Here is a 14,105-nt window from a genome sequence, read left to right on the forward strand (position 1 = left end):
TGCAAGGATTTCGGTGGATCACACATTTGTGTACGCCGCTGAACCCTGTGGGAGCGAGCTTGCTCGCGATGGGGCCCCCACAAACACAGCCAAAATAGGCAGAATCAAATCCCCGGCACCGGGCACCCCAAATCCCCTTCCTGACACTTCAGATACGTCTTGAACGTCTCGACCCGCGCCTTGGTCAATTGCGTGATGCAGTTGCCGTAGACCAGCGGATAGACACTCCCGCCTTCCACCCCTGACACCGCAAACTTGCACTCCGCATCCCTAAACGCAATCCACGAACGCTGTGCGCCCACCAACAGTTTCTTGCTGTCGGGATTGGCCTTCAGTCGAGCGGTGATTTGCTGGTAGAGCGCATTCAGCTCCTTGTCAGCCGCGGCGTGCTGTTGCGACGCGCACTGGTTCATCGTCGCCTGGTCGGAGGCGTTGTCGCAGTCCACGGCATGGGCCATGGGGGTCAACATCAAGGGTGCCAGCGCCAGAAGAAAGCGTGGATGCATGTCAGAAGCTCGCTATGACAGGGAAAAGAGCGGTGCAGTTTAGCGCAGTGCAATCTCCAGCCCTCTACGTCTGCCATTCAGGGTGTTTTTTCACTGCCTCACAGGCAAGCCAGGGCACGTCGTGGGACGTCCAGATGTGCGCCTGAGGCGTCATTTCCGGATCGTCATCCAGTGTCGCGACACGAACGATCACGTGGGGCTGGACCAAACGTTCCGCCATCAAATGCGAGCCGCAGACTGAACAGAAATGCCGCCACTTGCCCGGCGAGGACTCATGGCTGCTCAGCCGATCCTGGCCCTTGATCCAGCGAAAATGCTCGCGCATCACTCCGGCAGTCGACGCAAAAGCTGCCGCGTGTGCCTTGCGGCAGGTATGGCAGTGACAATGGCTGATGGGCATGTCGAGGCTGTCGACTTCGTATTGGATGGCTTTGCATAGGCAGCTGCCCTGCAGTTTGTTCATGGTGCCTCCCGGTGACATGGCTCAATGCTGCGTTGTGGCGGTCAACGTTAGCAGGTTCGATTGACGCCAACCGCCACCGTCAAAGCAGAACTTATCGCCACGAATACAGCCGAATACTTCAGGCAACGTTGATCGCCACACAACTTTAGGGTTGGACAAGTGGTCTTACAGGCCTACTGTTGTTCAGTACAGGAGGTGACTTATGAACCCAGCATCAGATCGCATCGAAAGGAAGATCCTGCTCAAGGCGCCGCGTTCACAGGTCTGGCGCGTCATAGCCCATGCCGAGCAATTCGGGAAATGGTTTGGCGTGGGGCTGGACGGAAGGCGTTTTGTCGCCGGCGAGTGGACCCAGGGGCAGGTGACGTACCCGGGTTATGAACATGTGTTGTGGAATGTGTTGGTCGAACGGGTCGAGCCGGAGCGGCTGTTTTCGTTTCGCTGGCATCCATACGCCGTGGAGCCGGGCTTCGATTACTCCCAGGAGCCCACCACCCTGGTGAAATTCGAGCTCGAAGACATGGAAAACGGCACGTTGCTGAAGGTGTCCGAGTCGGGATTCGACCACATTCCCCAAACTCGCCGACTCAAGGCGTTCCGCATGGACAGTCGTGGTTGGGACGAGCAAATGAGCAACATCGAGCAGTTTCTTATCGGCAAGGCCCACGAACGCCAGGTGGAGTGATGGCACCTGGATAGCTGCAAGTCAGCCACCGGTTGCGTCACTCGCGGCCTCCTTGCTCGATTTCCGACGTATCTCAGGGATTTCGGAAGGTCGACTATAGCGAATGTCCTACAAGTGTTAGTAGATATGTCCTCTATCGCAGATTGGATCCCGTGCGTATTCTGGCCCCATCCACTGAAGCACAGGGAGTGCTCAGGATCACGGATGATCGGCCTGCATGGAATGCTGACGACAGGGAGTCGTAATGGTCTTGGAAGAACCCGCCTCGGCGGGTTTTTTTATGGGCGCAAGAAATGTACTGGCTGCGGGGACCCGGCTCCCGCAGCCATTTCTGTCAGCGTCGATCCAGTTTCGCCGCAGCACGTTCGGTGATTTCTGCGCGCAGCTTCAATGAACCGGCAGCGCGTTTGCGGGCTTCTTCCAATACGCTGGCGGGCGCCGTTTCCGGACTACCTGCGGCGAACGGCGGCGCCGGGGCGTATTCGAGCTGCAATTGCACCAGTTCGGCGGTGTCCTTATCGAACAACTCCGCCGCCAGGGTCAGGGCGAAATCGATGCCGGCGGTGATTCCACCACCGGTCAGCAAATTGCCGTCGCGCACCACCCGGTCTTTCACCGCAATCGCCCCCAGCGGTGCCAACAGTTCGTGATAGGCCCAGTGGGTGGTTGCACGCTTGCCCTTGAGCAGGCCCGCTGCACCGAGCACCAGCGAACCGGTGCAGACCGAGGTGACATACCGCGCTTTGGCAGCCTGGGTCCTGATGAAATCCAGGGTCTGCTCATCCTCCATCAAAGGCCCGACGCCACTGCCGCCCGGAATGCAGATCACATCCAGCGCGGGGCAGTCGTCAAAGGTGACGGTCGGTTTCAACATCAGACCGGTGCTGGCGGTGATCGGCATCAGGTCCTTCCAGATCAAATGCACCTTCACATCCGGCAGCGAGGCCAGCACGTCGTAAGGGCCGGTCAGGTCGAGTTGCTGAACCTGTGGAAACAACAGAAAACCGATGTGCAAGGTCATGGTGTATTTCTCATGAAGTGGGTGGACGGCTTCACTGTAGGCTCGTAGGATTTGGCGCATACGCCAATTACCCCACGAATTACGCCAATCATGCCCAAGACCATTCATGTGCTCGCCTTCACCAACGTGCAATTGCTGGACGTCACCGGGCCGTTGCAGGTCTTCGCTTCGGCCAACGACATCGCCCGTCAGCAAGGCTTGCCGCCGCCCTATGCGCCGACGGTGATCGCCAGCGGCGGCGGGGCGGTGATGTCGTCGGCGGGGTTGGCCTTGCTGGCCGAACCGTTGCCGGAGCAGGGCAGCGACACCTTGATCATCGCCGGCGGCTGGGGCGTTTATGCGGCGGCTGAAGATCTGCCGCTGGTGGCGTGGGTGCGCGAGCATGCAGCGGGGTGTCGGCGGGTTTCATCCGTATGTACCGGGGCGTTTTTGCTCGCGGCCAGTGGCTGGCTCGATGGGCGGCGTGTGGTGACGCACTGGACCCGTTGCGAGCAGCTGGCGCAGCAGCATCCGCAATTGCAGGTCGAACCCAATCCGATTTTCATCAACGACGGTCCGGTCTGGACCTCGGCCGGGGTCACCGCCGGCATCGACCTGGCGCTGGCCATGGTCGAGCAAGACCTCGGCCGTGGCATGGCCCTGGAAGTTGCCCGGCAACTGGTGGTGTTCCTCAAGCGGCCCGGCGGTCAGTCGCAATTCAGCGTGACCCTGTCCTTGCAAAAAGAAGGCAACCGGTTCGACGAGCTTCACGCCTGGATCAGCGAAAACCTGACCAAGGACCTCGGCATTCCGACCCTGGCCCAGCAGGCCGGCATGAGCGAGCGCAGCTTCGTGCGCCACTACCGCGCCGACACCGGCCAGACCCCGGCACGGGCCATCGAGCAGATCCGCGTCGAGACCGCGCGACGGCTGCTCAGCGACACCGGCGTGCCGATCAAACGGGTTGCCGTGCAATGCGGGTTCGGCAGCGAGGAAACCCTGCGTCGCAGCTTTCTGCGCGCCATGGGCGTGACACCACAAGCCTATCGTGAGCGGTTTTCCGTCAATGCCGGGACAGATCCAGTGCTGCCTTGAACGGGATGTTGGCGTTGCCACTGTAGTCAGTCCGTTCAAGGCTGCCACACACTCTTCTCCCCACTCAATTTCCGATCCAGAAAACACGCCGCGCTGATCAATGCCAGGTGCGTCAGCGCTTGCGGCGTGTTGCCCATGTGCCGCGCCTGGCTGTCGAATTCTTCCGCGTATAACCCCAGCGGGTTGGCGTAGCGCAGCAGCTGTTCGAATTCCAGATGGGCCTTTTCCACGCGGCCGGCCCGGGCCAGGCATTCGACGTACCAGAACGAGCACGCGGCGAACGCGCCTTCGGTGCCGGGCAGGCCGTCGATGGGGTTGTCGTCATTGTGATAGCGATAAACCATGCCGTCGCGCACCAGGTTCTTTTCGATGGCATCGAGGGTGGCCAGCCAGCGTGGGTCCTTGGCGCTGACGAAACGCACCAATGGCATCAGCAGCATCGAGCCATCGAGGGCGGTGCTGCCGATGTGCTGGACGAAATGCCCGCGTTCCTCGTGCCAGAAATTTTCCCAGATATCGGAATAGATGGCCTGCCGCGTCTGGTCCCAACGGGCGAACGGGGCGGGCAGGGAGCGTTTCGAGGCGAGGCGGATCGCCCGGTCCAGCGCCACCCAGCACATCAGGCGCGAATGCAGGAAATGATGCTGCTCGCCGCGCATTTCCCAGATGCCGACATCGCCCTGCTGCCAGGTTTCGCAGACCTGATCGACCACTTCTACCGTGTGCTTCCACCCTTCGTGGGAAATGGCTTCGCCGTACTTGTTGACCAGGTACACCGCGTCCATCAGCTCGCCGAAGATATCCAGTTGCACCTGCGCATACGCCAGATTGCCGATGCGCACCGGAGTTGCACCACCATGGCCGGACAGGTGTGTGAGTTCGATTTCCGGCAGTTCCTGACGGCCGTCGATGCCATACAGGATATTGAGTTTCATCGCGTGGCCCCGACAGTCACTGACCCGCCCGCGCAACCAGCGCATGTAGGCGTTGGCCTCGTCGACGAAACCCAGGCGCATGAAGGCGTAAACGGTGAACGAGGCGTCGCGGATCCAGGTGTAGCGATAGTCCCAGTTGCGTTCGCCGCCAACGCTTTCCGGCAGGCCGAAGGTCGCGGCGGCGAGGATGGCGCCGTGTTTGCGCGAGGTGAGCAGCTTCATCGCCAGTGCCGAGCGATTGACCATTTCCCGCCAGCGCCCGCGATAGCTGGACTGCCTGATCCAGTCGCGCCAGAACTTCAGGGTGCGCTCCAGACACAGATCGGCGGCGCCCTCCCTGAAGCGCGGATCGTCGATGGCGCCGAGCAGAAACCCGGTGGCCTGATCCTGTTCGAGGGTGAATTCGGTGACCGCCACGTTGCCGTCGATCCTGAGCGGTTGGTCCGTGGACAGCCGCAGTGACGGTTGATCGGCGGCGCTGAAAATCACGTCCTTGCCGTCCAGTCGTGCGAGGGTCTTGGCGCGGGCGTAGTCATGGCGTACGGCGCAGCGCAGGCGAAACGTCGCCCGGCCACTGACCACCCGCACCCGACGCATCAGCATCGGCAAATCATCTTCGGTGTCGCCGATGGGCAGCAGATCGGTGATTTCAACAACAGCGCGGTCACTGAGCCAACGGGTTTGCAGCACGTTGGTTTCTGGCAGGTAAATCTGCTCGCGACGCGCATCGGGCAAATCCGGGGACAGCTGGAAAATACCGGCCTCGGGGGTGTCCAGCAGCGAACAGAAAATCGACGGACTGTCGAACTCCGGCCAGCAGAAAAAATCCACGCTGCCCTTGTCGTTGACCAGCGCGGCGCTGCGCATGTCACCGATGATGCCGTGGGCGTCGATGGGGCTTTGTCGTTCCGGATGATGATCAGGCATAACCGTGAAACTCCGGGAGTTGAGCTCCTATGCAACTGACTGGCCCGAACGCCCTGGAGTTCATTCGATGGGAGAGCAGGGTGTCTGTGGCCTTCACATTCAAGCAACAAATTGCCGCTTCCCCCTCAATCCGCCGTTGTGGCACTTTGCAGGCCCCTATCGAGGCCGGACCCCATGGCGAACCCCTACCGCGAACTGTTCAACGCCCCTGGCAGCCGCGCCTTCGTGCTGGCCGGGATGATCGCGCGCATGCCGATTTCCATGACCGGCATCGGTCTGATCACCATGCTCTCGCAGTTGCAGGGCGGCTATGGGTTGGCCGGGGCGGTGGCGGCGACATTTGCCCTGGCCACGGCGTTTTGTGCGCCGCAGGTGTCGCGGCTGGTGGACCGTTTTGGCCAGCGGCGAATCTTGCCGGTGTCGGCGTTGGTCGGGGGCGGGGCGCTGTTGATGGTGTTGCTCTGCACCCGCTTGCAGGCGCCGCACTGGACGCTGTTCGTGTTCGCCGCGCTGGCCGGTTGCATGCCGAGTATGTCGGCGATGGTGCGGGCGCGCTGGACCGAGGTCTATCGCGGTCAGCCGCAACTGCAAACGGCCTATGCCCTGGAATCGGTGCTGGACGAAGTCTGCTTCATTGTCGGGCCGCCCTTGTCGGTCGGGCTGTGCGTGGTGGCGTTCCCCGAGGCCGGGCCCTTGGCAGCGGCACTGATGCTGGCGATCGGCGTGACCGCGTTTGTGTTGCAACGCGACACCGAGCCCGCGCTGCATCCCCATGAAGAACATCACCAGGGGTCGATCATCCGTTCAAGGGACATTCAGTTGCTGATGCTGTTGATGGTCGCCATGGGCACCATCGTCGGCGTGGTGGATGTGGTCAGCGTGGCCTTCGCCCAGCAACAGGGGCAACCGGCGGCGGCGAGCGTCGTGTTGTCGGTGTATGCCATTGGTTCGTGCCTGGCCGGACTGGCGTTCGGCGCATTGCGCTCGAGCGTGCCGCTGCCGCGATTGTTCCTGTACGGCGGAGTGGCGACAGCGGTGACCACCTTGCCGCTGCTGCTGGCGGTGAACATTCTCGGGCTGTCGCTGGCGGTGTTCGTCGCCGGGCTGTTTTTTGCGCCGACGCTGATCGTCGCCATGGCCCTGGTGGAGCAAATCGTGCCGCCGGCCAAACTCACCGAAGGCCTGACCTGGCTGGTCACCGGGTTAAGCATCGGCGTGGCAATCGGCGCCGCCAGTTCGGGGTGGCTGGTGGATGCCTTCGGGGCGCGCAGCGGATTCTGGGTGGCGATTGCGGCGGGGGCGGTGGTACTGGGTTCGGCGGTGCAAAGCCACCGTCATTTGAAAGGATGATTCACCCGGGGGAGCTTGTTCCCACCGTTAACCCATGCGACTGCACCGTTTGTGGCCATCCTGCATCCCTATGGGAGCGAGCCTGCTCGCGATGACGGCATCGCAGACGACAAAAAATGCCCGCATCTCACAATGCGGGCATTTTTCATTTCGGTTCACCCGCTCAGAAGTTGTACTTCGCGGTCAGTTGCAGGTTGCGCGGTTCGCCGTCGAACGTGGTGCCGAAGTTGCCCAGGCCTGTCAGGTAGCGCTTGTCGAACACGTTGTTGGCGTTGACGGTGAAGCTCAGGTGATCGTCGTACTGATAGCGGGTCATCAGGTCCACCAGGGTGTAGCCGCCTTGTTTGAGGGAAGTGGCGCCTTCGGTAGGGCTGGAGCTCTGGCCGTAGAACGCGCTCTGCCAGCTGATGCCGCCGCCGACGGTGACCTGGTCCAGTACGCCGGGCAGGCGATAGGTGGTGAAGGTGCGCACGACGTGTTCCGGTTTGGTGGTGGCCAGCGGGAAGCCGTAGATGCGCTGTTCGTCCTTGTCGCGGGTACGGGCGTAGGTGTAGCCGGCCGAGACGTTCCAGCCTTCGGCCAGTTCGCCGGCCAGTTCCAGTTCGACACCCTTGGTGGTCGCGCCGGAGGTCGGTTTGTAGATGTCCTGGCCGGTGTTCGTGTCGGTGATGACGTATTGGGCGACGTTGTCCTGCTCGATGCGGAACAGGGCCAGGCTGGCGTTGAGTCGGCCATCGAGGTAGGCCGCTTTCAGACCGGTTTCATAGCTGTCGCCTTCGACCGGGTCCAGGGTCTTGCCGCTGGCGTCTTTGTAGATTTGAGGCTGGTAGATGTTGGTGTAACTGGCATAGACCGAGTAGGTGTCGTTGAGGTCGTAGACCACACCGGCATAAGGCGTGACGACCCCGTGTTCCTTATAGCCGGCATGGGTGTCGGCCTGACCGGCGTCAGCGTTGTAGCGGTAATCTTCGTTGTACTTGAAGGTACTCAGGCGGCCGCCGAGGATGAACGACAGGTCGTCGGTCGGGCGCAGGCGCGTGGCCAGGTAAATGCCGTTCTGGCTCTGGGTGCGCTCGTATTTGCCGTTTTTCGGGAAGTCCTGGTACGCCAGGTCGCCGTTCCAGTCATAGATGCTGCCCGGGACCAGGCCGGTGGCGCTGGTGTCGTAGGTCGCACCGGTCTGACGGGAGTGGGAGGTCATGAAACCTGCCACCAGTTCATGCTCGCGACCGCCCAATGTGAATGGGCCGGTGACGTTCACGTCAGCGGTGTTCTGCACCCGATGACCTTCCCAGCGGCCCCAATAAAGGAACATGCCTTCACCGGTGGCGCGGTCCGGGCTACCGCCGCTGGCCGAGGCCAGGCGGGTGTCGTGGTCGGTGGTTTTCTGGTCGAGGCTGAGCTTGAGTTTCCAGTCGTTGGCCAGTGCCTGTTCCAGGGCGGCGAAGTAGGTGGTGCTGTCGAAATCCCGACGGCTCCAGTCGGCACCCGGGTTGAAACTGCGCGGGAAATCGGTACGGCCGCCATCGGTGAAGTACACCGCGTTGCCGGTCCAGGAACTGCCGCGCGGGGTGGCGCTGGACTTGTCGACGCCGAAGGTCAGCAGGGTGTCGTCGCTCAGGTCGGCTTCGAGGATGCCGTAGAACAGGTCTTTTTTCTGGCTGTAGTGGTCGATGTACGAATCCTTGTCCTGATAGGCACCGACGAAGCGACCTCGCACGTTGCCCGAATCGGTCAACGAACCGGAGATGTCGCCTTCGGTGCGGTAGTTGTCCCAGGAACCGGCGGTGGCGCTGATCGACGCCTTGAAGTCCTTGGTCGGCTTCTTGCGTACCAGGTTAACGGTGGCCGACGGGTCGCCCGCGCCGGTCATCAGGCCGGTCGAGCCCTTGATGACTTCGACCCGATCCAGGCTGGCGGCGTCGTCGCTGTTGTTCGGGTTTTCACCGTAGACGCCGTCGTAAGGGATGTTGACGCCGTCGTACTGAAAGTTGGTGATGGCAAAGCCGCGAGCGGAGAACTCGGTACGGTCACTGTCGTACTTTTGCGCCGAGACCCCCGGGGTATTGCGCAGCACATCACCGACGCTCTTTGAACCCTGATCGTCCATTTGCTGGCGGGTGATCACGGTGACTGTCTGTGGGGTTTCCCGAATGGTCAGCGGCAGCTTGGTGGCGGTGGTGGTCGCGCCAGTGGTGTAGGAGCCGGTGTCTTCGGTGACCAGCCCCAGGGCCTGGCCGGAAATGGTGGTCGCGCCCAGTTGCAGGCTGGAGGCACCGCCGGACGTCAGCGTGACGCTGTTGCCATTGATCTGGAACGAAATACCGCTGCCCTTGAGCATTTCGGCCAATGCCGCGGAAGGCTCCAGCGACCCGGACACCGCGCGGGATTTGAGGCCGGCCACTTGATCGGGGCTGTACAGGATCTGCAGGTTGGTCTGCATGCCCAGTTCCGTCAGGGCGCTGGACAGTGGTTGCACGGCAATACTGACTTTTACCGGTTGCGCATTGGCCATCGAGCTCCCCAGCAAGGTGGCGGTCAGCAGAATGCCGGTCAGCAGGGTTCGATGCAGGGTCGGGCGCTGAACGGCCAGCGCGAGAGGTGTGCGGCGTGAAAGGGATCGCATTACTTGCCTGTGCTCCTGAAAAGGGTCGTGCGGAGTTTTTGTTAATGGGAATTATTATTAAGACGGGGCGTGGGCGCGAAACCGGAAAAGAAATTTCAGAATGATGAATGGCTGAGGTTTTTAGGTTCAGGCGGGGCGAAAAACAACCTGTAGGAGCGAGCCTGCTCGCGATGGACGTCTGGGCGTCGCGTATCGTCAGGTTGTCTCGCGTAATCGTTGACGTTTTTCGCGAGCAGGCTCGCTCCTACAGAAAACGGCGGAGCGGGGGGTGAAAAACAACCTGTAGGAGCGAGCCTGCTCGCGATGGACGTCTGGGCGCCGCGTATCGTCAGGTTGTCTCGCGTAATCGTTGACGTTTTTCGCGAGCAGGCTCGCTCCAACAGAAAACGGCGGAGCGGGAGCGAAAAACAACCTGTAGGAGCGAGCCTGCTCGCGATGGACGTCTGGGCGCCGCGTATCGTCAGGTTGTCTCGCGTAATCGTTGACGTTTTTCGCGAGCAGGCTCGCTCCTACAGAAAACGGCGGAGCGGGGGGCGAAAAACAACCTGTAGGAGCGAGCCTGCTCGCGATGGACGTCTGGGCGCCGCGTATCGCCAGGTTGTCTCGCGTAATCGTTGACGTTTTTCGCGAGCAGGCTCGCTCCTACAGAAAACGGCGGAGCGGGGGCGAAAAACAACCTTCAGGTGCGTGGGTCCACGACTATTTCCGAGCAGGGCAAAGCATTACTTTAAATCTATATGAGAATTACTATAAATTACGCACCTCAAATTGCCACTATCGTGCCACTGCCTGCTTCAGTGTCCGATCAAGTCGCTCAAGGACAGAAACCGCACCCGTGCGGACGGGAGTCATGTTGGAAAACTACTATCGCGAGCTGGTGTGTTTCCTGAACGCCAAGCTCGGCAACCGTCAGGTGGCCGAAGATGTGGTGCATGACGCTTACCTGCGTGTCCTGGAACGCTCCAGTGACACGCCGATCGAGCAGCCGCGGGCGTTTCTCTATCGCACCGCGCTGAACCTGGTGATCGATAATCATCGGCGCAATGCCCTGCGCCAGGTCGAATCGCTGGAAGTGCTGGACAGCGAAGAACGCTGTGTCAGTCCATCGCCCCTCAACAGCCTCGACCATGGCCAACGCATCGACATGCTCCAGCGCGCATTGGCCGAACTGCCACAGCTGTGCCGCGAGAGCTTCCTGCTGCGCAAGATCGAAGGTCTGACACACCCGCAGATCGCCGAGCACCTGGGTATTTCCAAGGCCATGGTCGAAAAGCACATTGTCAATGCGATGAAGCACTGCCGGGTGCGCATGCGGCAATGGGATGCGCATTGATCGGCCCGTTGCCCCGTCCTTATCATGAAAAAACAGCCTGCAGCCGCTGCGTAACAGGGCCCTCAAAAGCGCTGCAACGCTTGTAAACTGAACCCTTCCTGAAGAACCACACGATTCCCCCTGCAAGATTCTGTAACAGGTTTACTCTCCAAAAACCGGGGCGTAAGCTTCGCGCGTTTTCATCAATAGCGGAGACCCACAGTGGGTACTTGTTCGAGTGACAGTAGTCGGCCGGTTTCGATAACCGGCACCTTCCCGGCAAGATAACGCGCATTTTTTTATGCCGTTGTCTCGCCGTAAAGCGAGCAGCGGCATCCCGATTCCGGCCGGCCCAGGCTGGATTCCCGACGTCCTCTCATCGACGCTGAACCGTGCGTGATGTTCGACTTTGTGTCGTCATCGCGGCGCATCGACACGCCTGCTCGACGGTTTCCTGGCCGACCCTGGGGGAACTGCCATGAACCTGACCCTGCTCAAGGAATTCTTTGCCGGATTCCTGCGCACCCGCCACATTGCCCGGCACTTCCGTCGCCTGGCACTGCTGGAAAATTTCACCGACACCACGGTCAGCCGTGAGGTCCCGCCCACCCTGGCACAAACCCTGGTCAACGCCGCGATCAGCGATACCGGCCACTTGCTGGAGAGCCTCGGCAGCCACACCGACGGCCTGAGCGAACTCGAAGCCGAAGCCGTGCGTGAGCAGGTCGGCCTCAATGAAGTCGAACACGAACAACCGCTGCCATGGTGGGTTCACCTGTGGCACTGCTACAAAAACCCGTTCAACCTGCTGCTGACCCTGCTGGCGGTGATCTCCTGGCTGACCGAAGACATGAAGGCCGCCACCGTGATTTTCTCGATGGTGGTGCTCTCGACCTTGCTGCGCTTCTGGCAGGAAACCAAATCCAACCAGGCCGCCGACGCCCTCAAGGCCATGGTGAGCAACACCGCCACTGTGCTGCGGCGGGATCTGGAGGACCACGGTGCCCAGCGCATCGAACTGCCGATCAAGCAACTGGTGCCAGGCGATCTGATCGTGCTCTCGGCGGGTGACATGATTCCCGCCGATTGCCGGGTGCTGAGCGCCAAGGACTTGTTCGTCAGCCAGGCGGCCATGACCGGTGAATCGATGCCGGTGGAGAAGTTTCCACGCCAGCAGGACAACGACACCTGCAACCCGCTGGACCTGGACAACATTCTGTTCATGGGCACCAACGTGGTGTCGGGCACGGCCATGGCGGTGATCCTGACCACAGGCAACAGTACTTATTTCGGCGCATTGGCGCAGCGGGTCGGCGCCACCGACCGGGCACCGACCTCGTTCCAGACCGGGGTCAACAAAGTCAGTTGGCTGTTGATCCGCTTCATGTTCGTGATGGCGCCGCTGGTGTTGTTCATCAACGGCTTCACCAAGGGCGACTGGACCGAAGCGCTGTTGTTCGCACTGTCGATCGCCGTGGGCCTGACCCCGGAAATGCTGCCGATGATCGTCACCTCGACCCTGGCCAAGGGTGCGGTGTTCCTGTCGCGCAAGAAAGTCATCGTCAAACGCCTCGACGCCATCCAGAACTTCGGTGCCATGGACGTGCTGTGCACCGACAAGACCGGCACCCTGACCCAGGACAAAATCTTCCTGGCGCGCAATGTCGATGTCTGGGGCAACGACTCCGACGATGTGCTGGAAATGGCGTACCTGAACAGCTACTACCAGACCGGTCTGAAAAATCTGCTGGATGTGGCGGTGCTTGAACACGTGGAAATCCACCGCGAACTGAAAGTCGGCACGGCGTTTCGCAAGGTTGACGAGATCCCGTTCGATTTCAATCGCCGGCGCATGTCGGTGGTGGTGGCCGAGCGTGATCAGCCACACTTGCTGATCTGTAAAGGGGCGGTCGAAGAGGTGCTGGCGGTCTGCTCGCGGGTGCGCCATGGCGAGATTGACGAAGCGCTGAGCGAGGAACTGCTGGCGCGGATTCGCCAAGTGACCGCGACTTTCAACGCTGAAGGGCTGCGGGTGGTTGCCGTGGCCGCGCGGCCGATGGTTGAAGGGCGTGACGCCTACAGCCTGGCGGATGAACGGGACCTGACGCTGATCGGCTACGTCGCCTTCCTCGACCCGCCGAAAGAAAGTACCGCGCCCGCGCTCAAGGCGTTGGCCGCCCACGGTGTGGCGGTGAAAGTGCTGACCGGCGACAACGAACTGGTCACCGCGAAGATCTGCCGTGAAGTCGGCCTGGAGCAACAAGGCCTGCTCATGGGCAATGACGTTGAGCGCATGAGCGACGCGGAACTGGCGGTGGCGGTGGAGCACACCAATGTGTTTGCCAAACTCACGCCATCGCACAAGGAGCGCATCGTCCGTTTGCTCAAGGGCAATGGCCATGTGGTCGGCTTCATGGGCGACGGCATCAACGATGCGCCGGCCCTGCGCACCGCCGACATCGGGATTTCGGTGGACAGTGCCGTGGACATCGCCAAGGAGGCGGCGGACATCATCCTCCTGGAAAAGAGCCTGATGGTGCTGGAGGAGGGCGTACTGGAAGGTCGGCGGACCTTCGCCAACATGCTCAAGTACATCAAGATGACGGCCAGTTCGAACTTCGGCAACGTGTTCTCGGTGCTGGTGGCCAGTGCATTCATTCCGTTCCTGCCAATGTTGCCGATGCACCTGCTGGTGCAGAACCTGCTCTACGACATCTCGCAGATTGCCATTCCGTTCGATAACGTCGACGCGGACATGCTGAAAAAACCACAGCGTTGGCAACCCGCCGACGTCGGGCGGTTCATGCTGTTTTTCGGGCCGATCAGCTCGATCTTCGACATCACCACCTTTGCGTTGATGTGGTACGTGTTCGACGCGAACACCCCGGACCATCAAACCCTGTTCCAGTCGGGCTGGTTCGTGGTCGGGCTGCTGACCCAGACGCTGATCGTGCACATGATCCGCACGCCGAAGATCCCGTTCCTGCAAAGCCGCGCGGCGATGCCGTTGATGGTGATGACCGCGGTCATCATGGCGGTGGGCATTTTCCTGCCGATGGGACCTCTGGCGCACTACTTCAAACTGCAGGCGCTGCCATCGCTGTACTTTGTATTCCTGCCGGTGATTCTGCTGGCGTACATGGGCCTGACCCAGGCGGTGAAGGGGTTCTACATCCGGCGATTCGGCTGGCAATAAGGCTGTCAAC

General features: G+C 61.1%; 10 protein-coding genes. 5 read left to right on the forward strand and 5 right to left on the reverse strand.

What is annotated here, in order from left to right; all coding sequences use genetic code 11:
* Positions 1-104 precede the first annotated feature (104 nt).
* Together BLV61_RS25360 and BLV61_RS25365 are read right to left on the reverse strand one after the other, a co-directional pair.
* Positions 105-506, reverse strand: a complete 402-nt coding sequence (locus tag BLV61_RS25360) for a lysozyme inhibitor LprI family protein (RefSeq protein WP_090468190.1) — start codon at positions 504-506, stop codon at positions 105-107.
* 64 nt (positions 507-570) lie between these two features.
* Entirely contained in the window at positions 571-969 is a 399-nt protein-coding gene (locus BLV61_RS25365) for a GFA family protein (protein ID WP_090468192.1), read from the reverse strand.
* A gap of 202 nt (positions 970-1,171) precedes the next feature.
* Here BLV61_RS25365 and BLV61_RS25370 point away from each other — a divergent pair, with 202 nt between their 5' ends.
* Entirely contained in the window at positions 1,172-1,654 is a 483-nt protein-coding gene (locus BLV61_RS25370; protein WP_090468195.1) for an SRPBCC family protein, read from the forward strand.
* Between the two features lie 334 nt (positions 1,655-1,988).
* On the opposite strand, the gene inhA is transcribed toward BLV61_RS25370, so the two are convergent.
* Entirely contained in the window at positions 1,989-2,675 is a 687-nt protein-coding gene (inhA, locus tag BLV61_RS25375) for an isonitrile hydratase (RefSeq protein WP_090468197.1), read from the reverse strand.
* A 90-nt stretch (positions 2,676-2,765) separates the two neighbouring features.
* Here inhA and BLV61_RS25380 point away from each other — a divergent pair, with 90 nt between their 5' ends.
* On the forward strand, positions 2,766-3,749 hold the full coding sequence (locus BLV61_RS25380; protein WP_090468199.1) for a GlxA family transcriptional regulator: 984 nt from the start codon (positions 2,766-2,768) through the stop codon (positions 3,747-3,749).
* A 35-nt stretch (positions 3,750-3,784) separates the two neighbouring features.
* Here the strand turns inward: BLV61_RS25380 and BLV61_RS25385 are convergent, their stop codons facing one another.
* Positions 3,785-5,611: a glycoside hydrolase family 15 protein gene (locus tag BLV61_RS25385; protein WP_090468201.1), complete on the reverse strand. Its 1,827-nt coding sequence runs from the start codon at positions 5,609-5,611 to the stop codon at positions 3,785-3,787.
* A gap of 174 nt (positions 5,612-5,785) precedes the next feature.
* Between BLV61_RS25385 and BLV61_RS25390 the strand changes: the two genes are divergently transcribed.
* Positions 5,786-6,961, forward strand: coding sequence for an MFS transporter (locus tag BLV61_RS25390; RefSeq protein ID WP_047527357.1), 1,176 nt, complete (start codon positions 5,786-5,788; stop codon positions 6,959-6,961).
* 163 nt (positions 6,962-7,124) lie between these two features.
* On the opposite strand, the gene BLV61_RS25395 is transcribed toward BLV61_RS25390, so the two are convergent.
* Positions 7,125-9,587, reverse strand: a complete 2,463-nt coding sequence (locus tag BLV61_RS25395) for a TonB-dependent siderophore receptor (protein ID WP_090468203.1) — start codon at positions 9,585-9,587, stop codon at positions 7,125-7,127.
* A gap of 850 nt (positions 9,588-10,437) precedes the next feature.
* Here BLV61_RS25395 and BLV61_RS25400 point away from each other — a divergent pair.
* A complete protein-coding gene (locus BLV61_RS25400; protein ID WP_047527365.1) occupies positions 10,438-10,920 on the forward strand; it encodes a sigma-70 family RNA polymerase sigma factor in 483 nt (160 codons plus the stop codon).
* Between the two features lie 457 nt (positions 10,921-11,377).
* The gene (gene mgtA, locus BLV61_RS25405; RefSeq protein ID WP_090468206.1) at positions 11,378-14,095 is read left to right on the forward strand and encodes a magnesium-translocating P-type ATPase; all 2,718 of its coding nucleotides are present in this window, start codon (positions 11,378-11,380) and stop codon (positions 14,093-14,095) included.
* Positions 14,096-14,105 lie beyond the last annotated feature (10 nt).

Origin of the sequence: Pseudomonas mohnii, from assembly GCF_900105115.1 — a bacterium.
Taxonomy (GTDB): domain Bacteria; phylum Pseudomonadota; class Gammaproteobacteria; order Pseudomonadales; family Pseudomonadaceae; genus Aquipseudomonas; species Aquipseudomonas mohnii.

Bases quoted from the DNA above. Each gene is read 5' to 3' on its own strand.
- BLV61_RS25360 (WP_090468190.1), bottom strand. From the start codon at position 506: ATGCATCCACGCTTTCTTCTGGCGCTGGCACCCTTGATGTTGACCCCC.
- BLV61_RS25365 (WP_090468192.1), bottom strand. From the start codon at position 969: ATGAACAAACTGCAGGGCAGCTGCCTATGCAAAGCCATCCAATACGAA.
- BLV61_RS25370 (WP_090468195.1), top strand. From the start codon at position 1,172: ATGAACCCAGCATCAGATCGCATCGAAAGGAAGATCCTGCTCAAGGCG.
- inhA (WP_090468197.1), bottom strand. From the start codon at position 2,675: ATGACCTTGCACATCGGTTTTCTGTTGTTTCCACAGGTTCAGCAACTC.
- BLV61_RS25380 (WP_090468199.1), top strand. From the start codon at position 2,766: ATGCCCAAGACCATTCATGTGCTCGCCTTCACCAACGTGCAATTGCTG.
- BLV61_RS25385 (WP_090468201.1), bottom strand. From the start codon at position 5,611: ATGCCTGATCATCATCCGGAACGACAAAGCCCCATCGACGCCCACGGC.
- BLV61_RS25390 (WP_047527357.1), top strand. From the start codon at position 5,786: ATGGCGAACCCCTACCGCGAACTGTTCAACGCCCCTGGCAGCCGCGCC.
- BLV61_RS25395 (WP_090468203.1), bottom strand. From the start codon at position 9,587: ATGCGATCCCTTTCACGCCGCACACCTCTCGCGCTGGCCGTTCAGCGC.
- BLV61_RS25400 (WP_047527365.1), top strand. From the start codon at position 10,438: ATGTTGGAAAACTACTATCGCGAGCTGGTGTGTTTCCTGAACGCCAAG.
- mgtA (WP_090468206.1), top strand. From the start codon at position 11,378: ATGAACCTGACCCTGCTCAAGGAATTCTTTGCCGGATTCCTGCGCACC.